This is a genomic window from Pseudomonas sp. CH61, assembly GCF_059429415.1.
Map to the genome: position 1 here is coordinate 302,006 of NZ_CM182098.1, position 22,232 is coordinate 324,237.

Consider the following 22,232-nt stretch of genomic DNA (forward strand, 5'->3'; position numbering starts at 1 on the left):
GAATATTTATCTTTTTTCAGGGGTTGAAATGTTCGCCGGTCGGGCCGATTGTTGTAACCAGGAGGTCAGGAAATTCAACTCAAGGCCTCTCACGAGCTAGCTGAAATAAGGGATGAACTATGCAAATCCAAGTCAACAGCGATAACCATGTTCAAGGCAGTAAACGACTGGAGGAGTGGGTACGTACAACCATTGAGAGCACGCTCGACCGTTATGAAGAAGACCTGACCCGTGTCGAAGTCCACCTGAGCGACGAGAACGGTGACAAACCAGGTCCCCATGACTTGCGCTGCCAACTGGAAGCGCGGCCTAAAGGCCATCAACCGATTTCCGTGACCCACAAGGCCGATTCGCTGGAACAGGCGATCGACGGCGCTGCCGAAAAACTCGAGCACGCACTGGAGCACCTTTTCGGCAAACTGCGAGGTAAGCCACGTGCCGCTGTGGTGCCATTTAGCAAGGCGAATGATGCTCTGCTGGAGGAAGAATTTCTTGAGAACGAACAGGCAGCGATCAACAGTTGATGCGCTGATTTCATAAGCCACCCAATGAGAACGGGCCTGCGGAAGCAGGCCCGTTTTTTGTTTGTAGCAGAAAAGCCCCTCACCCCAGCCCTCTCCCGGAGGGAGAGGGGGCCGACCGGGGTGTCTTGAGTGATATATCGACCTGGAAACCGAGTCGATTATGGATTCGGCACAGCACGTTCAGGTCGGCGTACCTCGCAAGCATCCCCCGGTCAGTCCCCTCTCCCTCTGGGAGAGGGTTAGGCGGGCGGCGTTCCGATGAGGGGCTTTTCAATCCTCAGAACGCCACAGAAGTCTGCACATAAACCGTACGCGGCTCACCCACATACTTACCCTTGTTGTTGTCATCAAACGAACGCGTGAAGTACTGCGTGTTGAAGATGTTCTTCACGCCTACCGCCACATTCAAATCCGCCAACTGCGGCCCGAAGTCATACCCGGCGCGGCTGCTGAACAGCATGTACCCCGGGATCTTGCCGGTGCTGCCATCGGCACTTTCTTTCGAGGTGTTGGCGTTGTCGGCGAACTGATCGCTCTGGAAGCTGCTATCCAGATTCAACTTCCAAGGGCCTTCGGTGTAACCCACGCCGATCGTGCCTTTGTGTTTCGACGAGAACGGCACGCGATTGCCCTTGTTCGGTCCGTCTTCGCGGATGGTCGCGTCTACATAGGCATAGCTGGCGTAGACGTCGAAACCAGCCAGCGCCGGGCTCAAGTCATCCAGCGCGTAATTGACGCTGGTCTCGATCCCTTGATGGCGAGTTTCGCCACGGGCGATCACCGAGTCGTTGGTCTGGTTACTTTCGTACTGATTGTCGAAGTTGATCAGGAACGCGCCGATCTCGGCCCGCAACGCTCCATTGTCATAGCGCGTGCCGAGTTCCCAAGTGCGCGCCTTTTCCGGTTTCACTTCGCCGCTGGTCACACGGTTGGGCATCTGGCTGTATTGCACGCTGCCGAACGAGCCTTCGGTGTTGGCGTACAGATTCCAGCTGTCGGTGAGGTGATAGAGCACGTTCAACGCCGGCAGCGCGGTGTTGTAGTCGCCCTTGTATTTGACGTTGGTCAGGTTGTTGGTCTGCTGCGATTCGATCATCTCGTAGCGCACGCCCGGGGTGATCGTCCATTTGCCGATGTCGATGCGGTCGTCAACGAAGAACGCGTTGGCCTCGGTGCCGCCACGGGTATCGCGGTCGTTGCGGCTGGCAGTGGTCGGGTATTCGTTGCTGCTGATCGGCGTGCGATAGCGCAGTTCGTGACCTGCCTCGTTGATGTAGCGGTAGCCGACGCCGACTTCATGGCTGGTCGGGCCGAGGTCGAAGCCTTGGGCGAAACGGGTTTCCAGACCGCGCACCCAATACTCGCGCGGCGACAGCGAAAGGAACGTGCCCTGATCGAGATAACCGCTGCGCAGGGTCTTGGTGAAGAAGGTATTGGCGGTGAATTCGCGGCGATCTTCCTGATAGCGATAGCCGAAATTGAACATCGTGCGGCGGCCCCAGAACTGGTCTTTCGGCCGTGTCGATTGGTACGGGTCGGCGTCGTAATCGGCGACGTTCAAACCGCCGGGCATATCAGCCTTGCCTTCGTAGTACTGGGCCATGGCGTTGAAGCTGTTGGCGTCGTCGAGCTGGTATTTGCCCTTGAGGATCAGGTCGTCGATCTCGGTGTCGCTGTGTTCACGCCAGTCACCACCACGGGTGCCGGAGTAGAGTAACGCGCCGCCCAGACCATTTTCATTGGTGCCGCCGGCCAGCAGGTTGGCGCTGGTCTTGAAGCCGTCATGGCTCGACGATGGGCTGGTTTCGGTCTGGAAGCCGCCCTTGACCGTTGGCTCGTCAGGAATCGCCCGGGTCACGAAGTTGACCACACCACCGACGTTCTGCGGTCCGTAACGCACCGCGCCGCCGCCGCGCACCACGTCCACGGCATCCATGTTGCCCATGCTGATTGGCGCGAACGATAACTGCGGCTGGCCATAAGGCGCGAACGGCACCGGAATGCCGTCCATCAACACCGTCGAGCGCGCCGCCAGGCGTGGATTCAACCCACGAATGCCGAAGTTCAGCGCCATGTCGTGGCTGCCAGTGCCGTTGTTTTCCGGGGCGTTGACGCCGGGAATGCGGTTGAGCACATCACGCGCCTGAGTCGCGCCCTGACGCTCGAACTCTTCGCGGCGGATTACATCACGGGCGCCGGGATGTTCGAAGACGTTGATTTGCGCAGCATCGCCGAGCCAGTCGCCGACGACTTTCGAGGTGTCCAGCTCCAGCGCAGCGTCTGCCACCGGTTGCAGACTGAACGCATTGTTGCCCTCGGCGCGTGCTTGCAGACCGGTGCCTTCGAGCAGCGCGTTCAAACCCTGTTCAGGCGTGTAGCTGCCCTCCAGACCTCGACTTTGCACACCGCTGGTGACTTGCGAACCAAATGAAATCAACACGCCTGCTTCACGACCAAACTGGTTGAGAGCGTTCTCCAGCGACGACGGCGCGATGTGGTAGGCCTTGGCATCGCCAGCCAGCGCGGCGGGCAGGGCGCTGAAGCTCAGAGTGGCACCGAGGACGAGATTGCGCAGGGCGCGGGCCAGTGGCGTGAGGCGGGTTGGGTGCATGGTGGTTGATCCTGAGAAGGTTGAATCAAGGGGGCTTTCCTTCTCTGTCACGCCAGATCTGAAAAACGGCTCATTTATTTTTGATGTTTTTTAAACCCGTGCTTCGACGCTCACCCAGTAACGGGTAAAGCGCCTCACCTTCACCGGCAAACTGATTTCCAGCAGGTCGAGAATCCGCTCGCTGTCGTCCAGCGGGTAAGTCCCGGAGATCAGCAGGTCGGCGACGTTCTTGGCGCAATTGAGCTGGCCGCGACGATAGCGGCCGAGCTCATCGAGGAAGTCGCCCAGGCGCATGTGCGCCGCCACTAGCATGCCGTCGGCCCAGGCGCCGCTGTTGGCATCCAGCGGTTTGGCTTCGCTGACGGAGGTCGAGGTGAAACTCAGTTGCCGTGCAAGCGGCAGCAACATCGGCGCGCGTCCATTGCTGCTCAGTTCGACCCGACCGTCGAACAGCGCAACCTGCGTGCGATCGGCAAACTGGCGCACATTGAGTCGCGCGCCTTGTGTTTTTAACAGGCCCTGAGCCGTGCGCACTTCGAAAGATTGCGCGGCCGTCAGGAGGATTTCGCCTTCGAGCAAGCGGATCAGTCGCGCCGACGTGTCGACATCCACCGCGCTGGCTGTGTTGAGTTGCAACTGATCGCCGGCACCCAGTGCGACCTTGCGCCGTTGCCCGATTGGACTGCGGAAATCGGCGAGCAGCGACGGCAATGGATTGTGCTCACGTATGCCCCAGGTGACAGCCGAACCGGCGCCGAGAATCAGCAGCAGTTTCAGTGTCTGACGACGACTGCCGGACTTCGCTCCATTCAACGCCGCGTGCGCCAGTGGTGAGGACACTCCGCGCAAACGCTGGTTGACCCGCTGAATATGCTCCCACGCCCGACGATGCTCGCTGTGCGCATCCAGCCATTGTTGCATCGCCATTTGCTGGCGCGGACTCAGTGCGCCTTGCTGCATTTCCTGCAACCAATGCACGGCCTGTTCCGCCACCTGTGAGGAGAAATCCGGTGCGCGGTTCATAGGGCGAAATAGCAGCGCATCGCCGCTTTGTTCAAATGCCGTTTAACCGTGGCCACGGAAATGCCCAGTTCGCCAGCAATCTGTGGATAAGTCAGACCATCGACCTGCGCCAGCAAAAAGGCGCGTTTGACCTGACGTGGTAAACCGTCGAGCAACTCATCCAGTTCCATCAGGGTTTGCAGGATGATCGCTTTGTCTTCTTCCGACGGCGCGACCATTTCCGGCATCTGCGCCAAGGTATCGAGGTAAGCGCGTTCCAGATCCTGACGGCGGTAATGATTGAACAGGACCCGCTTGGCCAACGTCGTCAGAAAGGCGCGCGGCTCGATGATCAGCGGCGCCTCGCGGGCGGTCAGCACCTTGATAAACGTGTCCTGTGCCAGGTCCGCCGCGCTGTCCGGGCAGCCGAGTTTGCGCCGTAGCCAGCTGGTGAGCCAGCTGTGGTGGGCCTGATAGAGCGATTCGACGGGATGGGCGGACGACAACGGTATTACTCCGGGCGCTTGCTGGCGCGGTAGAGAGTATGCGTTAGAGAACAAGAACTGTTCGCATTGTAAGGGGCGAAGCGCTGGGCCGGCAATCAGATGCTTTTGCATATGAGAATATTTATCATTAATATTGCTCGCCTGTAGGTTCGGCTGATCGGCCGGACGTTTTTCGTTTCAGGGTCGAAACATGAATGGCAAACTCGCCACACTTCCCATGTCCTATCGTCTGGCCGTCACTTCTCGGGTGCTGGCGGCGGTGTTTGGCGGCTATCTCGTCGCGGCGCTGGCCAGTGTCACCCTGACGCTGTGGCTGCCGTTGAGCCGAGCCGAAGCGGTGGTGACTGGCATGACCATTTCCTTTCTGGTCTATCTGGTGGCGGTGCTCTGGTGTTTTGCCTGCCGTACGGCGTGGTCGGCCTGGGTTGGCTTGCTGGTGCCGAGCGTGATTCTGGCAACCATTTCCGGCGCGGCACGTGGATTGGGCCTGGCATGAAAGAGGGCTTTCGTCAGGCGATGGCCTGGCTGCACACCTGGACCGGACTGCTGTTCGGCTGGTTGCTGTTCGCGATTTTTCTGACCGGGACGCTGGCCTATTTCAAAGATGAAATCAGCCACTGGATGCAGCCGGAAATCCCCGCGCGATCGGTGAGCGCCGAGACCAGCCTGACGCTGGCCCAGGATTATCTGCAGCAACACGCGGCCGGCGCTTCGCGCTGGCTGATCGACCTGCCCGATGCCCGTGATCCCGGCCTGATCGTGCGTTGGCAGCAAGCACCGGCAAAACCGGGTGAGCGCGGACGTTTCGAAGCAAAAACTCTGGATGCGCAAACCGGCGCCGAAGTGCAGGGCCGCGACAGCATGGGCGGCGAGTTCTTTTATCGCTTCCACTTTCAGCTACAAATGCCTTACCCGTGGGGCCGTTGGCTATCGACCATTGCTGCGATGGTGATGTTCATCGCGCTGATCACCGGGATCATCACTCACAAGAAAATCTTCAAAGACTTTTTTACCTTCCGCCCGCGCAAGGGCCAGCGTTCCTGGCTCGACGGGCATAACGCGGTGGGTGTGCTGGTGCTGCCGTTTCACTTGATGATCACCTACAGCAGCCTGGTGATTTTCATGTCGATGGTCATGCCGGCGAGCATCGTCGCGTCTTACGGCAGTGACGTGCGCACGTTTTATGACGAAGTTTTCCCCGCTTCGAAAACCCCGGAGCGCGCCGATATCGCTGCGTCGTTGACGTCCATGGCGCCGCTGTTGGACAAGGCCCGCGAGCAATGGTCGGGCGGCCATACGGCGCGTCTGTCGGTGAGCAATCCGGGGGACGCCAATGCCACGGTGGTGCTGTCCCGCGCGGGCGATCGCGTGGTGCATGATTTCGGCCGTGCCGTGACCTTCAACGGTGTGACCGGGCAGATACTCGGCAGCACACCGGAACAGCCGCTTGCAATGGCGGTGGGTGGCGCGTTCTATGGTTTGCACATGGGCCACTTTGCCGGGCCGGTGTTGCGCTGGCTGTACTTCATCTGCGGGCTGGCGGGTACGGCGATGATCGGCACCGGGCTGGTGATCTGGCTGGGCAAACGTCAGCTCAAACACGCCAAGAGCGGCGTGATGCCGTTCGAACTGCGGCTGGTGGAAGTGCTGAATATCGCCAGCATGGCCGGGCTGGTGTCGGCGGTGGCGGTGTTCTTCCTGGCCAATCGTCTGTTGCCGGTGAATCTCGCCGGACGTGCAGATTGGGAGGTGAACGCTTTCTTCATGGCCTGGGGCCTGAGCGTGCTGCACGCGATGGTACGACCGGGGCGCAAAGCCTGGGTTGAACAGCTTGTGCTGGGGGCGGCGCTGTTTGTCGCGGTGCCGCTGATCAATGCGCTGACTACCCCTTGGAATCTCGGCGTGGCTTTGCTGCAGCGCGATTGGGCGTTGGCCGGTTTTGATCTGGCGTGCCTCGCAACAGGTTTTTTCCTCGCTTGGGCTGCATGGACAATGCAGCGCGCTGGCAACACGGTCAGCGTTAAAAAGCCTCGTCGCGAAAAGGCCCAGCCGATCATTCTTGAGCAAGGGACGAACTGATGCTTTTGCCCTTGTTGCTGACTTACGCCGGATTCACCGCGTTGTGCCTGTCGATGCCTCGCCACCACGATGAATTGCTCGGCCACAAGCCTTCCGCGCGTCGTCGTCAGAGCCTGGCATTATCCGGCTGGTTGCTGCTGGGCTTTTCGCTGTGGGCGGCGGTGACCTCCAACGGCTGGAGTTTCGGCCTGGTCGACTGGTTCGCCGTACTGATGCTCAGCGCCCTGGCGTTGGTATTGCTGCTGCCGTATCGCCCGCGTTTCGCGTTGGCGCTGGCTGGTGTCAGTCTGCTGGCCAGCCCGGTTGCTGCATGGGCGCAGTGCTGACGTGCTGATCGGTCTGCCGCCGGAATCCCGCGACGACGAGCCGCGCGGGGCGCGTGCGCATTTTCTCCAGGTGTTTCTGTCCCAGCGTTCGCAGATGGAGGCGCTGGTGAACCGCCGGGTCGGTTGCCGGGCGACGGCGGCGGATCTGGTGCAGGACCTGTTTCTGCGTTTCTGGCGGCGGCCGCTGGTGCAAGTCGAAGAACTCAGCACCTATCTTTTGCGCTGCGCCGGCAACATCGCCATCGATCATCTGCGCAGCGAAGGCACGCGCACGCGGGTCAACGAGGGCTGGCAACCGGACGCGCCGGACAGCCACGGCAGCGAACCGCAAGCGGCGCTGGAAGCGGGCAATGATCTGAAACATGTCGAAGCGGCGTTGCGCGCCTTGCCCGAGCGCACCCGACAGATCTTTTTGCTCAATCGCATCCACGGCCGCAAATACGCGGACATCGCCAAGGCCATGGGCTTGTCCCAAAGTGCCGTGGAAAAACATATGATGCGCGCCCTCGAGGCCTGCAAGGCCAGCCTGCGCGAACCCGCGCCACGCCTGCCAGGGAAAGCACCGTGAAGCCATCCGACTCCATTATTCCGACGCCCGCGCAAGAGCAGGCTGCGTTTGCCTGGCTGAGCCTGTTGCATGACCGGCCGAGTGCCGGCGATCAACTGACCTTCAGTCAATGGCTGCGTGCCGATCCGGCGCATGCCGAGGCTTACGCGCAGGCGCAGGTGGTCTGGGAATTGAGCGAAAGCCCTGCGCGCACGCTGGCCGATGAAGAGGCCTTGGCATTGCAGGGCTATCTCGATGCGATGGATCGCCCGCGTCGTCCGCAGCTTTTGCGTTGGTCGGGGGCGCTGGCGATGGCGGCGTGTCTTTTGCTGATGGTCAGCCTCGGCACCGGCTGGCAGCCGCAGCGCTGGATCGATGATCTGGGCGCCGATTATGTCTCGGCGCCCGGCGAGATCCGCACGGTGACGCTGGCTGATCAATCGCAAGTGACGCTGGATGGCGACAGTGCGATTGCCGTGGATTTCAGTCAGGGCGAGCGACATGTTCAGTTGCGTCGTGGTGCCGGTTTTTTCACGGTAACGCACACTGGCGAGCCGTTTGTGGTCGCGGCCGAAAAGGGCGAGGCGCGGGTGCTCGGCACGCAGTTCGAAGTGCGACTGCAACCGCATGGCGCGCAGGTCACGGTGTTGTCCGGGCGCGTTGGGGTGACGGCGGATCGCGACGGCGAACAGCAGATTCTCACCGCTGGTCAGCAGGTTGCTTACGGCGAAGGCACGGCGCAAAAGCTTCACGCGGTGGACAGCGAAGCGCAACTGGCCTGGCGTCAGGGCTGGCTGACTTATTACAAGTCGACGCTGGGCGATGTGGTGGACGATCTGCGGCGTTATTACCCGGGGCGGATTGTGTTGTTCAACGATGAACTGGCGGCGCGCAAGGTCAGTGGCAGTTTTCCGAGCAAGGATCCGCAGGCGGTGTTGAATTCTTTGCAAGGGGTGATGGGGTTTGAGCAACATCAGGTGATGGGGCATCTGATTATTTTGCGTTGAGGCTGCTGGACTCTTCGCGAGCAGGCTCGCTCCCACAGGGAACGCATTCCAAAATGTGGGAGCGAGCCTGCTCGCGAAGGCGCCCGATCGAACACCACAAAAAATAATTTTCAAATGTTGGTGAGGTAAACCCAAGCCCCATCCGTGTAGTGACTGAAACTGCGAGTCATTCGCATCCGTTGCGGTTCTACACAGGTCATTGAGTCATGAAGTCCAGGGCAAAATCGGGTTCGGTCAAACAGTGGTTGGGCGTGTCGGCATTGAGTTTTTCGGCATTGGCATTGCTGCCGATAAGCGTGTCTCTGGCCGCTGAAACCGTCAGCAGCCAGGCGCAAAAGCAGTTCAATTTTTCCCTGGCCGCCAAACCGCTGCCGCAAGCCTTGAGTGACTTCAGCCGCGTCACCGGGCAAAGCGTGGTCTACACCGACGAAGCGCCGTACGGCCTCACCGCGCCGGCCGTCAATGGCCAGATGAGTGCCGAACAGGCACTGCAACGCTTGCTCAGTGGCTCTGGCCTCAACTTCCGCCGCACCGATAGCCACACGCTGGCGCTGGAGCCGAAACCCACCGAAGGCGCGTTGAACCTCGGTGCCACCACCATCACTTCGCTGCGCGACGAATCGATGAGCTACCAGCCGCCGGAAACCAGTTCGGTGATGCGTTCCTCGGCCTCGCTTCAGGAAATCCCGCAGACCGTCAACGTCATCCCGGCGCAAGTGATCCGCGATCAGGCGCCACGCAATCTGGATGATGCACTGGCCAATGTCAGCGGCATCACCCAGGGCAACACCTTGGGCAGCACTCAGGATTCGGTGATGACCCGCGGTTTCGGTGACAACCGCAACGGCTCGATCATGCGCGACGGCATGCCGATCGTGCAGGGCCGAGGCATGAACGCCACCGTTGATCGTGTTGAAGTGCTCAAAGGCCCGGCTTCGTTGCTGTACGGCATTCAAGACCCGGGTGGCGTGGTCAACCTGGTCAGCAAGAAGCCGGAACTGACGCAGTACAATGCGCTGACCTTGCGCGGCTCGACTTACGGCGAGGGCAAGAACGGCAGCGGCGGCACCTTCGACAGCACCGGCCCGCTGGGCGATTCCGGGCTGGCCTACCGCATGGTGCTCGATCACGAAGACGAAGATTACTGGCGCAACTTCGGCACCCATCGTGAAACCCTGATTGCGCCGTCGCTGGCCTGGTTCGGCGAGAGCACCAAGCTGTTGTTCGCCTACGAGCACCGCGAATTTCTCACACCGTTCGACCGTGGCACGCTGATCGATCCGCGCACCAATCATCCGCTGGACATCTCGCGCAAGGAGCGTCTGGACGAACCGTTCAACAACATGGAAGGCCGTTCGGATCTGTATCACTTTGAAGCCGATCACGAACTCAACGACGACTGGAAAGCGCACTTCGGCTACAGCTGGAACCGCGAAACCTACGACGCCAGCCAAGTCCGCGTGACCGCCATCGACACCAAAAAAGGCACGCTGACCCGCAGCATGGACGGCACCCAGAACGCGATCAGCACCGACCGCTTCACCACCGCCAGCCTCGAAGGCAAGGTCAACCTGCTGGGCATGCAGCATGATCTGGTGTTCGGCGTCGATGACGAGTACCGCAAGATCTACCGCGCCGACCTGATCCGGCAGAAAAGCCTGACCACCTTCAGCTACCTCAATCCGGTGTATGGCCGCGAAGTCGCCGGCACGACCGTCAGCGCCCCCGACAGCGCGCAGACCGATGAACTGCGCAGCGATTCGGTGTTCATGCAGGACTCGATTCACCTCAACGACCAGTGGATTCTGGTCGCCGGCGGGCGCTTCCAGGAGTACGACCAGTACGCCGGCAAAGGCGTGCCGTTCAAGGCCAACACCGACAGCAACGGGCAGAAGTGGGTGCCGCGCGCTGGTCTGGTGTATCGCTACACCGATGCTCTGTCGTTCTACGGCAGCTACACCGAATCGTTCAAACCCAACTCGACCATTGCCCCGCTGAGCGGCAGCAGCACCGTGCTCGACGGCAGCATCGCGCCGGAAGAAGCCAAGTCGTGGGAGCTCGGTGCGCGCCTGGATCTGCCGGGGCGTGTGACCGGCAACATTGCGTTGTTCGACATCAAGAAACGTAACGTGCTGGTGGCCAACTCCGAAGGCCCGACGACGATCTACAGCGCGGCCGGTGAGGTGCGTTCGCGCGGTCTGGAAATGGACCTGACCGGTCAGTTGAGCGATCACTGGAGCATGATTGGCAGCTACGCCTACACCGATGCCGAAGTCACCGAAGACCCGGACTATAAAGGCAAGCGCCTGCAAAACGTGGCGAAGAATTCCGGCTCGTTGTCGGCGGTGTATGACTTCGGCAGTGTGATCGGCGGTGACCAGTTGCGCGTCGGCGCCGGGGCGCGGTATGTCGGTGAACGTGCGGGGAACGCGGTGAATGACTTTGATCTGCCGAGCTATACCGTGGCCGATGCGTTTGCCACTTACGACACCAGGGTTGAGGGGCAGAAGGTCAAGTTTCAGCTCAATGTGAAGAACCTGTTTGATCGCACTTACTACACTTCGGCGGCGAGCCGGTTCTTTGTGTCGATGGGGGATTCGCGGCAGGTATCGCTGTCCAGCACTTTGGAGTTTTAAGGCAAGATCAAAAGCCCCTCACCCTAACCCTCTCCCGGGGGGAGAGGGGACTGATTGGGGGGTATTGGAGAACTCCGCCGACGTGATCGATCTTTACCGAATCCATAATCGATTCGGTGTTTCAGGTCGACGTATAGCGCCAGACACCTCGGTCGGCCTCCTTCTGGGAGAAGGAGCTGATTGGGAGATATTGGAGAGCTCCGCCGACGTGATCGATCTTTACCGAATCCATAATCGATTCGGTGTTTCAGGTCGACGTATAGCGCCAGACACCTCGGTCGGCTCCCTCTCCCTCCGGGAGAGGGCTGGGGTGAGGGGAAAAGGGCTCAACGCAAAAACGCCTGCCGATACTCACCCGGCGTCCCGCCCAACACCTGCTTGAACCGATTAGTGAAATGACTGGCACTGGCAAACCCGCACGCCAGCGCAATCTCGCCCAACGGCAACGCCGTCCCGCGCAACAACTCCCGCGCGCGGCTCAAGCGCCGCGCCAGCACATATTGATGCGGCGGCAGGCCGAAACTCGTGCGAAACATTCGCGCAAAGTGGTATTCCGACAGGGCACACATCCCGGCCAGTTGCCCCAGGCTAATCGGCTCGGCCAACTGAGTGTCGATGAACTCCACCAATTGCCGCCGCTGGTGTGGCGCCAATCCACCCTTCAAACGCAAACCCTGACGCGCGCCGACCTGACTGAGCAAAGTGTGGCTGATCAATTCATGGGCGAGGCTGCTGGTCAGCAAACGCTCGGCGGGTTCGTCCCAATTCAGCGTCAGCAACTGCCGGAAGCGTTGTGCCTGTTGTGGGTCTTCGAGAAAGGTCTGCTCGCGCAACTGCATCTCGCGGGGTTCGCGATCCAGCAGCGTGACGCAACCGAGGGCAAATTGTTCGGCGCTGAAATACAGGTGCGCCAAGCGGATATCGCCGTTGATCACCCAGCCTGACTCGTGATCGGCCGGCAGGATGCACAGCTTGTCCGGCCCGCCTTTTTGACCGGGTTGATCGCGACGGAATGTGCCGGTACCACCGGCGATGTAGCAGGACAGGGTGTGGTGGCTCGGCGCTTCATAATCCTGCGCATCGTGGTGGTTGGTCCACAAAGCGGCAGACAAGCCGTCACCGAGCTCGGCGCTGTGCACAAGGCGTGCGTTCGGCGAGCTGTTCAATGCTTGAAAGACTTGCAGGGTATCGATGGCGGCCATGGTCGGTTCTCTTCAACGCCTTGCATCCTACTCCGTAGGCGCCGCGCTGCCAGCCTGCCACCAGACAAAAGCGCAAGAATCTGCAAGCGCGCAACGCCCGCCCGGGCAGACACTCAAGGCCTATCGAGGAGTGTGTGCCATGAACCTGTCGTTGTATTTGCTGACCGTGCTGATCTGGGGCACCACGTGGATTGCGCTGAAATGGCAACTGGGCGTGGTGGCGATTCCGGTGTCGATCGTCTATCGCTTCGGCCTCGCCGCGTTGGTGCTGTTTGTGCTGTTGCTGCTCAGCCGGCGCCTGCAACCGATGAACCGCCGTGGGCATCTGATCTGCGTGGCGCAGGGGTTGTGTCTGTTCTGCGTCAACTTCATGTGCTTCCTGACCGCCAGTCAGTGGATCCCGAGCGGTCTGGTCGCGGTGGTGTTTTCTACCGCAACACTGTGGAACGCGCTGAATGCGCGGGTGTTCTTTGGCCAGCGCATCGCACGCAATGTGCTGATGGGCGGTGCGCTTGGGTTGTTCGGCCTGGGCATGTTGTTCTGGCCGGAATTGGCCGGGCATCAGGCCAGCCCGCAAACCTTGCTCGGTCTGGGCCTGGCGTTGTGCGGCACCTTGTGTTTCTCGGCGGGCAACATGCTTTCGAGTCTGCAGCAGAAGGCCGGTCTCAAGCCGCTGACCACCAACGCCTGGGGCATGGCCTATGGTGCGGCGATGCTGTCGGTGTGGTGCCTGGTCAAGGGCATTCCGTTCGACATGGATTGGAGCCCGCGTTACGTCGGTGCGCTGCTGTATCTGGTAATCCCGGGTTCAGTGATCGGTTTCACTGCGTATCTGACGCTGGTCGGACGCATGGGCCCGGAGCGCGCGGCTTACTGCACGGTGTTGTTTCCAGTGGTGGCGCTGAACGTCTCGGCATTTGCTGAGGGTTATCAGTGGACAGCGCCGGCGCTGGTCGGTCTGGTGTTAGTGATGCTGGGCAACGTACTGGTGTTTCGTAAACCGAAAGCGGTGGTGGCGCCGGTACAGGGAAAGTTGGCTTGAAATAAACGAGCGCTGAACTTCAGCGCTCGACTTTCAAAGTGATGTAAATCATCACCGGAAAAATGAAATCAACGATATGCCGTGCCCAGTCCTTGGCATTCCATGATTGCGAAGTGTCCATGTCGAACCATTCCACTCCCACCGTTTGCAGGCACACGTAATAAATGAAAATGGCTGCCAATATGCCCATGATCGAGAACTTTTTTGCCTCGTGGAATATCTCTGCGGACGCATCGATGTGGCGATATAACTGATAAGTGCCTATCAGGCACAGCACGGTATACGTGACTTCCAGCGTGATGATGAACCAGTAGATCCGGTGATGAATCATCGGTGATTCAATGGCCCGGTACTTGATGGATTCACTGGCGGTGGTGGTGTCCATGCTCAGGATATGAGCCACGTAGGTGTAGTTTGAATTGTAGTCGGTAAAGTTGTGGATCATTACAAGCACGCCAAAGAAGCTGATGTAAGCCATTAATATGACTTTGCTGTAACGAATGAGTTTGTCGGTTGTCAGGGTGTTCAAGGTATTGGCTCTCCATAGCGTTTGTCGATTATTCGACAGGCAGGCAGAGCTTATAATGCTGTTGTTTAATTGGCTTCTTTGTTCAATTTCAAGTTGTGTAAGGCATAACTAACGGGCAAGTGCGATAACGCACTTGCCCGTGTTTTTTTATCCGCGCCAGACTTGCGGGTTGACCAGATCCTGCGGGCGTTCGCCGAGCAGGGCGCTGCGCAGGTTGGCCAGTGCACGATTTGCCATGGCTTCACGGGTTTCATTCGTCGCCGAGCCGATGTGCGGCAAAGTCACGGCATTGCTGAGCTGGAACAGCGGCGACTCAGCCAGCGGTTCTTTTTCGTATACATCAAGGCCGGCGCCACGAATGCGCTTGGCTTGCAAGGCCTCGATCAAGGCCGGCTCGTCGACGACCGGGCCGCGAGAAATGTTCACCAGGATGGCCTCGGGTTTCATCAGGGCCAGTTCGCGGTGGCTGATCAAGTGGCGGGTCTTGTCGCTGAGCGGCACGACCAGGCAGACGAAATCGGCTTCGGCGAGCAGTTGATCGAGGCTGCGAAATTGCGCGCCGAGTTCCTGCTCCAGTTCGGTTTTGCGGCTGTTGCCGCTGTAGATGATCGGCATGTTGAAACCGAAGCGGCCACGGCGCGCGACGGCGGCGCCGATGTTGCCCATGCCCACGATGCCGAGGGTTTTGCCGTGGACGTCGCAGCCAAACAGCGGGGCGCCAACACTGGCTTGCCATTGGCCGGCCTTGGTCCAGGCGTCGAGTTCGGCGACGCGGCGGGCGCTGCTCATGATCAGGGCGAAGGCGAGGTCGGCGGTGCTTTCGGTGAGCACATCCGGGGTGTTGGTGAGCATGATCCCGCGTTCGTTGAAGTAGGCGAGGTCGTAGTTGTCGTAGCCGACGGAGACGCTGGAGACTACTTCGAGTTTTGTCGCGGTTTCGAGTTGGGCCTGGCCGAGTTTGCGGCCGACGCCGATGAGGCCGTGGGCGTGGGGCAGGGCTTCGTTGAATTGGGCGTTGATGTCGCCGGCTTTTGGGTTGGGGACGATGACGTCGAACTCTTGCTGCAGGCGTTCGATCATGGGCGGGGTGATGCGGCTGAAGGCCAGGACAGTCTTTTTCATCGTTGTTGGCTCTTGTTCGGGCTTGATACCAAGCACGCTAACATTTCTGGCTTGGGGTTGTCTTGGCGGCCTCTGGGCCGACCATGTTGTGGTTGTTCGGTGTGTATATCCGTTTCTTCGGTAACGGCGGCTTAGGGTTTCGCCCTGACGGCGACTCACTTTTTTTACAAACGCCTAAAAAAAGTAAGCAAAAAAACGCTTGCTCCTACGTGCGGCCCGCTCGCTGGGGCTCGGGGTTCCTTCGCTCCGGGATCGATCCGGGCGCAGCGCCTACGGTTTGCTTCGCTGCACCTCCTCTCGCTGTGTTTGGCTTCGCCAAACGGTCGCTGTGCAGTGGTCTAATTTCCCCAGACACCCCGATAGGTGGAAAATACATCTATCGAGGAGTTATTCATGACTAAAAAACGCAGGGCATTCGACGACAGCTTCAAGCTGCAAGTCGTGAAGATGATCAAGGATCAGGGACTGACCGTTGTGCAGGTTTGCCAAGATCTGAACATTGGTGAGACAGCCGTTCGACGCTGGGTGCAGCAATACGAGGCAGAGCAACTGGGGCAGGCCGGAATCGGCAAGCCATTGACGGCGGAACAGCAGCGCATCCGGCAATTGGAACAAGAAAATCGGCAGCTCAAGATGGATAACGACATCTTAAAAAAGGCTACCGCCTTCTTTGCCCGCGAGCTGAAGTAAGGTATCGACTGGTTCGGCAGCTGCAACAGAAGGCTTACTCAGTGGCACATGTCTGTCGGTTGCTGAGCATTAGTCGTTCAGGCTTCTATGAGTTTCAGAAGCGTGCCGATGCGCCTGTTCGGCAGAGTTGTCCTGTTCTTGTGCAACTCAAGGCGTCTTTCGCCGAGAGTGGAGGCTGCTACGGCAGCCGCCCTTTGCGCGACGCTTTGCGCGGTAAAGGCATGCTTGTCGGGCTGTATAAAATCCGTCGATTGATGCGGGCTAACGGACTGCGTTCAGCCTGGAAGCGCAAGTTTGTACACACAACCGATAGTAATCATGACCTGCCGATTGCAGAGAATGTACTGAACAGAAAATTTGATCCAGTAGCGCCAAACAAGGCCTGGGTAGCCGACATCACCTATATCCGCACCCGCAGTGGCTGGTTGTATCTGGCCGTAGTATTGGACTTGTTCTCGCGCAAGATAGTGGGCTGGTCGATGGCTCCGAACATGCCGGCAGAGCTGGTGTGCACCGCGATGCAACTGGCTATCGCGCAGCGTCAACCGCCACCAGGCTTGATTGCCCACTCAGATCGGGGCAGTCAATACGCAAGTGCAACTTACAGAGAGTTACTGGCAAGAAACGACATGCAGCAGAGCATGAGCCGTAAAGGTAATTGCTGGGACAATGCGGTGATGGAACGCTTCTTCCTGAGTTTGAAAATGGAGCGGGTATGGCGACGTGACTACGCCAACCATGCTGAAGCGATCCGCGACATCACCGAGTACATCGTTGGGTTTTATAACAACGAACGGCTGCACTCGAAACTGGGATATCTGCCACCGACCGTCTATGAGCGGGCGATGGCGTCAGAACCACCTATCGAGGTGTCCGGAATTAGTTGACCACTGCACTGCGCTCCCACGCCCGGATCAATCCCTCCACTCAGCCTTCCGACGTCGCCTTACAGATCAAAAGCTGCAGCCGAGCTAACGCTCATCCTGTTGAGTGGTGAGGAGCACGGGTGTTCGGCTTTTGATTTGCGTTGTTGCTGCCCCTCACCCCAGCCCTCTCCCCAGGGAGAGGGAGCCGATTTGTGGTCTTATCAAGGCCGGAGTTCAACGCGGTATTGCACGTCGGCGTAACTCTCGCAATCACCTCGGTCAGTCCCCTCTCCCTCCGGGAGAGGGCTAGGGTGAGGGGCTTTTGATCTGATTCAAAATCTGAGGGTCGACTCGGTATTTCACGTCGGCGTAACTCTCCCAAACACCACGGTCAGTCCCCTCTCCCTCCGGGAGAGGGCTAGGGTGAGGGGCTTTTGATCTGTTTCAGAATCTGAGTTCGACTCGGTATTTCACGTCGGCGTAACTCGCCCAAACACCACGGTGATCTGGTCAAACGATACTGGACACGGTTATAGGGTTTTACCCTTTTTCATGCCGCCAGGGCCTCCATGTCCACCGGAGTTCGGTAGCCATTGTGACTGTGCAGCCTGATCCGATTGTAATAATGGGTCAGGTAGCGCAATACATCGGTACTGGCCTCATCTTCGTTTCGGTAGCCAGCCTTGGGTATCCATTCAGATTTCAAACTGCCAAAGAAACGCTCCATCGGGGCGTTGTCCCAGCAGTTTCCTCGTCGACTCATGCTTTGTTTTATGCGCATGTCCGCCAGCGTTTCACGAAACACTTTACTGCTGTAATGACAGCCCTGATCCGAATGGAACATTAGGTTTTCAGGGCGTCCTCGCGACTCGAAAGCCATCTTTAACGCTCGACAGGTCAGAGCTGAATCCGGACTTCTGGACATCGCCCAGCCGACGATGCGGCGGGCATGCAGATCAAGTACAGCAGCCAGATAAACCCAGTAAGTACCGGCCCAAATGTAAGTCACGTCGCCACACCACACTCGATTGGGGGCCTCGACTTTGAATTTACGCTCCAAATGATTGGGGGCGTATTGCGCCTCCGCACCGCTGGGTTTGTACCGATGCCTGCGCCGTTGCTGGCTCTTCAAACCGAGCTCGCGCATCAGGCTACGAGCCATGTAACGACCTACCGACTCTTTTTCGTTACACAGCGCTTTTGACAGGCTGCGCGCGCCCATTGAGCCGCGACTTTGCTCATGTAATTCGGCAGCCTTGATCTTTAGGCGATCGCGCCCGACATGCACTTTCGCCCGCTGTTTCAGACGCTCGTAATAACTGCTGCGGTTGATACCAAACACGCCACACAACTCGGATCTTGGATATTGCTCGCTTAACTCCTCGACCAGCCTTACCGATCGAGGGAATCCGACATCAAGAGAGCTGTAGCCTTTTTTAAAATTTCCTTCTCGCGCTCAATCCGTCGAATTGTTGCTTCCAGCTCCTGGATGCGTTGTTGGTCAACGGTCATGGCCTTGGACTTCTCAGGCGTCTTGCCACTGCGCTCCGCACGCAGTTGCTCAACCCAGCGACGCAGAGCTGTAGGGCCCACGCCCATTGCTTCGCAGGCTTCACTCACCGAATAGTCTTTATCCAAAACCAGGCAAGCCGCATCCCGTTTGAAATCTGTCGAAAAATATCGTCTGGTCAAATCACACCTCGTCGTTGGGCGTAGATTAACGCCCTTTAGGGGTGTCCAGAATCATTAAGCCAGATCACGGTCAGTCCCCTCTCCCTCCGGGAGAGGGTTAGGGTGAGGGGCTTTTGATCTGTTTCAGAACCTGAGTTCGACTCGGTATTTCACGTCGGCGTAACTCGCCCAAACACCACGGTCAGTCCCCTCTCCCTCCGGGAGTGGGTTAGGGTGAGGGGCTTTTAGCTGTTGGCCGGAGATTGCGGGATTTCGTGGTTATCCAGCACGCGATTCACCGCCAGTTCGGCGAGCATGATGATCTGCTGAATCGCCAGAATCGTGCGCCGTTGCGGCAGGTCGATGTAGGCGGCGATGTCGCTGGTCATCAGGCTGGCCTGTGCCAGTGATTCGCAGGCGTGGACCAGCAGGCTTTCGCTGTCCTGTTCCGGGGCGACCTGGAACATGGTGCTGGGTTTGTGGAAGCGCAGGGTGAGGGCGTTGGGTTTGAGGTAGTGGTCGAGGGCGCGGTCGGCGGCTTCGTGGAATTTCTTTGAACCGGGGAATTCGTAGGGGGTGGTGTTCTCCGCTTCGGGCGGATTGGGTGTCGGTTTGATCATAGGAAACATACTCGTGGCAAGTTGGGTGAAGCCGCCACTGTTCGTTTTCCAGACGATAGGGTGGCAGCTGTGCGCGGACTGGAAAAACCGGCCAACTTCCCAAAACCGGCAGGCCCTAGGGCCTCCCGCGCACAGCCGCCATAACATTGCGAGCTAAAAAGCGCCGCAGTATGCCATGAGCTTTGGTAGTTGAAATCGGGTTTTCCAGACCCGGTCGCTGATGCGTCAGCGACACCCAAATCCTAGCCACCGCACTTCCGACGGACAACCGTCAAAACCTGTCGGAAAGATCCGCGAAACCCTGATTTCTGTAGGCTCTGCCGTAGGCTGCGATCTGTTGATTTTTAAACATCAAGATCAAAAGATCGCAGCCTGCGGCAGCTCCTACACGTTTCGTGGTGTGTTGAAAATCAGTTAGCGACGCGCACGCCGGCGAGGCTGCCGCTCAGTTCATAGGCGGCCAATTCCGCCTGATGCGCCGCCAGAATCTCCGGCAACGACCCACGCAGATACTCGACCCACGTCTTGATCTTCGCATCCAGATATTGCCGCGACGGGTAGATCGCATACAGGTTCAGCTCTTGCGAGCGGTAGTTCGGCATGACTCGCACCAGCGTGCCGTTACGCAAACCTTCGATCGCGGCATACACCGGCAACACGCCCACGCCCATGCCGCTGGTGATCGCGGTTTTCATCGCGTCGGCGGAGTTCACCAGAAACGGCGAACTGTTGATGGTGACCATTTCCTGGCCTTCCGGGCCGTCGAAGGCCCATTTTTCCAGGGGGATTACCGGGCTGACCAGGCGCAGGCAGGCATGGTTGAGCAGGTCGCTGGGCTTTTGCGCGGCGCCGTTGGCTTTCACGTAGGCCGGTGAGGCGCAGACGATGCTGTAGGTGATGCCCAGCCGTTGCGAGACAAAACCCGAATCCGGCAGTTCGCTGGCCAGCACGATGGACACGTCGTAGCCCTCGTCGAGCAGGTCCGGCACGCGGTTGGCCAGGGTCAGGTCGAAGGTCACGTCGGGGTGGGTCTTGCGGTAGCGGGCGATGGCGTCGATGACGAAGTGCTGGCCGATGCCGGTCATGGTGTGCACTTTCAATTGCCCGGCCGGGCGGGCGTGGGCGTCGCTGGCTTCGGCTTCGGCTTCTTCGACGTAGGCCAGAATCTGTTCGCAGCGCAGCAGGTAGCGTTTGCCCGCTTCGGTGAGGGCGATGCGCCGCGTGGTGCGGTTGAGCAAGCGGGTTTGCAGGTGGGCTTCCAGGTTGGAGACCGCGCGCGAGACGTTGGCGGTGGTGGTGTCGAGTTGCACGGCGGCGGCAGTGAAGCTGCCGGCTTCGGCGACACAACTGAAGGCGCGCATGTTTTGCAAAGTGTCCATGGGGTGCTCTCAAGGGAGATGGCAAATTGTGACACGAAGTTTCCGGGGCGAGACCCCCGACTTAGGGATTATCTCGTTAACCGTAACAAAGATTCACAGAAATCCCAGCTTATCGCCGTACAGGGCCTTCCATAGAATTGCGCCGATCCCTGTAGGAGCTGCCGCAGGCTGCGATCTTTTGATTTTGTTTTAAGGGAATCAAGATCAAAGGATCGCAGCCTGCGGCAGTTCCTGCACGGGTCCTCGATCTACCCCTCTCTCAGGAATTCGCAGCTGTGCCGCGTCGCATCAACAGAGCGCTTTTGCCGCTCAGTGTTCTGGCTTTTACCCTGGGTCTTGGCGGCTGCATCTCAACGGACGGAATTGCTCCACAGGGCAAGGCGCTGGAGGCCAATTCACTGGCCACCGACGACGCCATCGCCCATGCCGCCCGTGACGCCAATTGGCCCACCGCGCAATGGTGGCAAGCCTACGGTGACCCGCAACTCAATCGCTGGATCGACCTCGCCGTGCAAGGCAGTCCGACCATGGCCATGGCCGCTGCGCGAGTGCGCCAGGCCAAAGCCATGGCCGGCGTCGCCGAGGCGGCTGAGTCGTTGCAGATCAATGGCGAGTCGACGCTCAAACGCCACAACTGGCCGACCGATCAGTTCTATGGCCCTGGCGAGCTGGCCAATACCACCACCTGGGACAACAACGCCGCGCTGGGTTTCAGCTACGCCCTCGACCTCTGGGGCCGTGAAAGCAATGCCAGCGAGCGGGCTGTGGATCTGGCGCACATGAGCGCGGCCGAGGCGCGATTGGCGCAGCTCGAATTGCAGAACAACATCGTCCGCGCTTACATCGAACTGTCGCTGCATTACGCGCAGCGCGACATCGTCGCTGCGACGCTCAAACAGCAACAGCAGATTCTCGATCTGGCGCAGAAGCGTTTGAATGGCGGCATTGGTACGCACTTCGAAGTCAGCCAGGCGGAAACACCGCTGCCGGAAACCCATCGGCAAATCGATGCGCTGGATGAGGAGATTGCCCTCAGTCGCAATCAACTTGCCGCGCTGGCGGGTAAAGGGCCGGGAGAGGGTGCGCTGTTGCAGCGTCCGACCCTGTCGCTCGGTGCAGCGTTGAAACTGCCGTCGGCATTGCCCGCCGAACTGCTCGGTCAGCGTCCGGACGTGGTCGCCAGTCGCTGGCAAGTGGCGGCTCAGGCGCGTGGCATCGATGTGGCGCATGCCGGGTTTTACCCCAACGTCGATCTGGTCGGCAGCCTCGGCTACATGGCCACCGGCGGTGGCGCGCTGGAGTTTTTGACTGGCAAGAAACTCAACTACAACGTCGGCCCGGCGATCTCGCTCCCGATCTTCGACGGTGGCCGACTGCGCGCCGAATTGGGTGAGGCCTCCGCCGGTTACGACATCGCCGTGGCGCATTACAACCAGACGCTGGTGAATGCGCTGAAGAATATCTCCGATCAACTGATTCGCCGCGAGTCCATGGACAAACAGCAAGGTTTCGCCGCCGAGTCGGTGGCCACGGCGCAGAAGACCTACGACATCGCGATGATCGCCTATCAACGCGGCCTCACCGATTACCTCAACGTGCTCAATGCGCAGACGTTGCTGTTCAAGCAGCAGCAAGTGCAGCAGCAGGTGCAGGCGGCGCGGTTGAGTGCGCATGCCGAGTTGGTGACTGCGCTGGGCGGTGGCCTCGGTGCCGGCAATGACATACCGACTGCCGAGAAAACCCAAGCGCCGAAAACCCCGATGCTCCTGCATTGAACACACAACCCAATGTGGGAGCGAGCCTGCTCGCGAAAGCGGTTTATCAGTCGACATCAACGTTGAATATGAAAAAGCATTCGCGAGCAGGCTCGCTC

The 22,232-nt window shown here is 59.3% G+C and carries 19 protein-coding genes; 10 read left to right on the top strand and 9 right to left on the bottom strand.

Going from position 1 to position 22,232, the window contains the following annotated elements; genetic code table 11:
- Positions 1 to 119 precede the first annotated feature (119 nt).
- On the top strand, positions 120 to 524 hold the full coding sequence (locus AC5SEM_RS01305) for an HPF/RaiA family ribosome-associated protein (protein ID WP_038357585.1): 405 nt from the start codon (positions 120 to 122) through the stop codon (positions 522 to 524).
- A 277-nt stretch (positions 525 to 801) separates the two neighbouring features.
- Here AC5SEM_RS01305 and fecA read toward each other — a convergent pair whose 3' ends face one another.
- The 3 genes from fecA to AC5SEM_RS01320 all read right to left on the bottom strand — a co-directional run bounded on the left by fecA (position 802) and on the right by AC5SEM_RS01320 (position 4,643).
- Entirely contained in the window at positions 802 to 3,135 is a 2,334-nt protein-coding gene (gene fecA, locus AC5SEM_RS01310) for a TonB-dependent Fe(3+) dicitrate receptor FecA (RefSeq protein ID WP_495472003.1), read from the bottom strand.
- Positions 3,136 to 3,225: 90 nt separating this feature from the next.
- Complete coding sequence (locus AC5SEM_RS01315; protein ID WP_495472004.1) at positions 3,226 to 4,158, bottom strand: FecR domain-containing protein; 933 nt, start codon at positions 4,156 to 4,158, stop codon at positions 3,226 to 3,228.
- Positions 4,155 to 4,643: a sigma-70 family RNA polymerase sigma factor gene (locus AC5SEM_RS01320; RefSeq protein WP_495472005.1), complete on the bottom strand. Its 489-nt coding sequence runs from the start codon at positions 4,641 to 4,643 to the stop codon at positions 4,155 to 4,157. The genes AC5SEM_RS01315 and AC5SEM_RS01320 overlap by 4 nt, the downstream gene beginning before the upstream one ends.
- A gap of 190 nt (positions 4,644 to 4,833) precedes the next feature.
- Between AC5SEM_RS01320 and AC5SEM_RS01325 the strand changes: the two genes are divergently transcribed.
- The 6 genes from AC5SEM_RS01325 (at position 4,834) to AC5SEM_RS01350 (ending at position 11,238) form a co-directional block, all read left to right on the top strand.
- The gene (locus AC5SEM_RS01325) at positions 4,834 to 5,139 is read left to right on the top strand and encodes a DUF3649 domain-containing protein (protein ID WP_495472006.1); all 306 of its coding nucleotides are present in this window, start codon (positions 4,834 to 4,836) and stop codon (positions 5,137 to 5,139) included.
- Positions 5,136 to 6,722 carry a PepSY-associated TM helix domain-containing protein gene (locus AC5SEM_RS01330; protein WP_495472007.1) on the top strand — a complete coding sequence of 529 codons (1,587 nt, stop codon included), beginning with the start codon at positions 5,136 to 5,138 and terminating at the stop codon, positions 6,720 to 6,722. Before AC5SEM_RS01325 ends, AC5SEM_RS01330 begins: the two co-directional genes overlap by 4 nt.
- Complete coding sequence (locus AC5SEM_RS01335; protein WP_123594982.1) at positions 6,722 to 7,048, top strand: DUF3325 domain-containing protein; 327 nt, start codon at positions 6,722 to 6,724, stop codon at positions 7,046 to 7,048. Before AC5SEM_RS01330 ends, AC5SEM_RS01335 begins: the two co-directional genes overlap by 1 nt.
- Before the next feature lies 1 nt (position 7,049).
- Entirely contained in the window at positions 7,050 to 7,616 is a 567-nt protein-coding gene (locus AC5SEM_RS01340; protein WP_034154542.1) for an RNA polymerase sigma factor, read from the top strand.
- On the top strand, positions 7,613 to 8,602 hold the full coding sequence (locus AC5SEM_RS01345) for a FecR family protein (protein WP_495472008.1): 990 nt from the start codon (positions 7,613 to 7,615) through the stop codon (positions 8,600 to 8,602). Before AC5SEM_RS01340 ends, AC5SEM_RS01345 begins: the two co-directional genes overlap by 4 nt.
- A gap of 206 nt (positions 8,603 to 8,808) precedes the next feature.
- Positions 8,809 to 11,238 (top strand): TonB-dependent siderophore receptor, encoded by a 2,430-nt coding sequence (locus AC5SEM_RS01350; protein WP_495472009.1) that lies wholly within the window; start codon positions 8,809 to 8,811, stop codon positions 11,236 to 11,238.
- Positions 11,239 to 11,564: 326 nt separating this feature from the next.
- Here AC5SEM_RS01350 and AC5SEM_RS01355 read toward each other — a convergent pair whose 3' ends face one another.
- Positions 11,565 to 12,440 carry an AraC family transcriptional regulator gene (locus tag AC5SEM_RS01355; protein ID WP_186616525.1) on the bottom strand — a complete coding sequence of 292 codons (876 nt, stop codon included), beginning with the start codon at positions 12,438 to 12,440 and terminating at the stop codon, positions 11,565 to 11,567.
- A gap of 139 nt (positions 12,441 to 12,579) precedes the next feature.
- On the opposite strand from AC5SEM_RS01355, the gene AC5SEM_RS01360 reads away from it, so the two are divergent.
- Positions 12,580 to 13,482, top strand: a complete 903-nt coding sequence (locus AC5SEM_RS01360; protein ID WP_495472010.1) for a DMT family transporter — start codon at positions 12,580 to 12,582, stop codon at positions 13,480 to 13,482.
- Between the two features lie 19 nt (positions 13,483 to 13,501).
- Here the strand turns inward: AC5SEM_RS01360 and AC5SEM_RS01365 are convergent, their stop codons facing one another.
- Together AC5SEM_RS01365 and AC5SEM_RS01370 are read right to left on the bottom strand one after the other, a co-directional pair.
- Positions 13,502 to 14,011, bottom strand: a complete 510-nt coding sequence (locus AC5SEM_RS01365; RefSeq protein ID WP_495472011.1) for a DUF2165 family protein — start codon at positions 14,009 to 14,011, stop codon at positions 13,502 to 13,504.
- Positions 14,012 to 14,158: 147 nt separating this feature from the next.
- Positions 14,159 to 15,133: a 2-hydroxyacid dehydrogenase gene (locus AC5SEM_RS01370; protein WP_495472012.1), complete on the bottom strand. Its 975-nt coding sequence runs from the start codon at positions 15,131 to 15,133 to the stop codon at positions 14,159 to 14,161.
- 393 nt (positions 15,134 to 15,526) lie between these two features.
- Between AC5SEM_RS01370 and AC5SEM_RS01375 the strand changes: the two genes are divergently transcribed.
- A protein-coding gene (locus AC5SEM_RS01375; RefSeq protein ID WP_495471026.1) for an IS3 family transposase occupies positions 15,527 to 16,710 on the top strand; the annotation gives its coding sequence in 2 pieces (ribosomal slippage) (positions 15,527 to 15,791 and positions 15,791 to 16,710; 1,185 coding nt in all).
- A 529-nt stretch (positions 16,711 to 17,239) separates the two neighbouring features.
- Here the strand turns inward: AC5SEM_RS01375 and AC5SEM_RS01380 are convergent.
- From AC5SEM_RS01380 to AC5SEM_RS01390, 3 genes are all read right to left on the bottom strand, one after another.
- Positions 17,240 to 18,381 (bottom strand): IS3 family transposase gene (locus AC5SEM_RS01380; RefSeq protein ID WP_320413090.1). Its coding sequence is split into 2 segments (ribosomal slippage): positions 17,240 to 18,120 and positions 18,120 to 18,381, totalling 1,143 coding nucleotides; the frame shifts between segments, so codons are not numbered across the junction.
- Between the two features lie 224 nt (positions 18,382 to 18,605).
- A complete protein-coding gene (locus AC5SEM_RS01385) occupies positions 18,606 to 18,980 on the bottom strand; it encodes a DUF6124 family protein (RefSeq protein WP_495472013.1) in 375 nt (124 codons plus the stop codon).
- Between the two features lie 410 nt (positions 18,981 to 19,390).
- Positions 19,391 to 20,359, bottom strand: coding sequence for a LysR family transcriptional regulator (locus AC5SEM_RS01390; RefSeq protein WP_102900633.1), 969 nt, complete (start codon positions 20,357 to 20,359; stop codon positions 19,391 to 19,393).
- A 275-nt stretch (positions 20,360 to 20,634) separates the two neighbouring features.
- On the opposite strand from AC5SEM_RS01390, the gene AC5SEM_RS01395 reads away from it, so the two are divergent.
- On the top strand, positions 20,635 to 22,134 hold the full coding sequence (locus AC5SEM_RS01395; protein WP_495472014.1) for an efflux transporter outer membrane subunit: 1,500 nt from the start codon (positions 20,635 to 20,637) through the stop codon (positions 22,132 to 22,134).
- Positions 22,135 to 22,232: the final 98 nt, after the last annotated feature.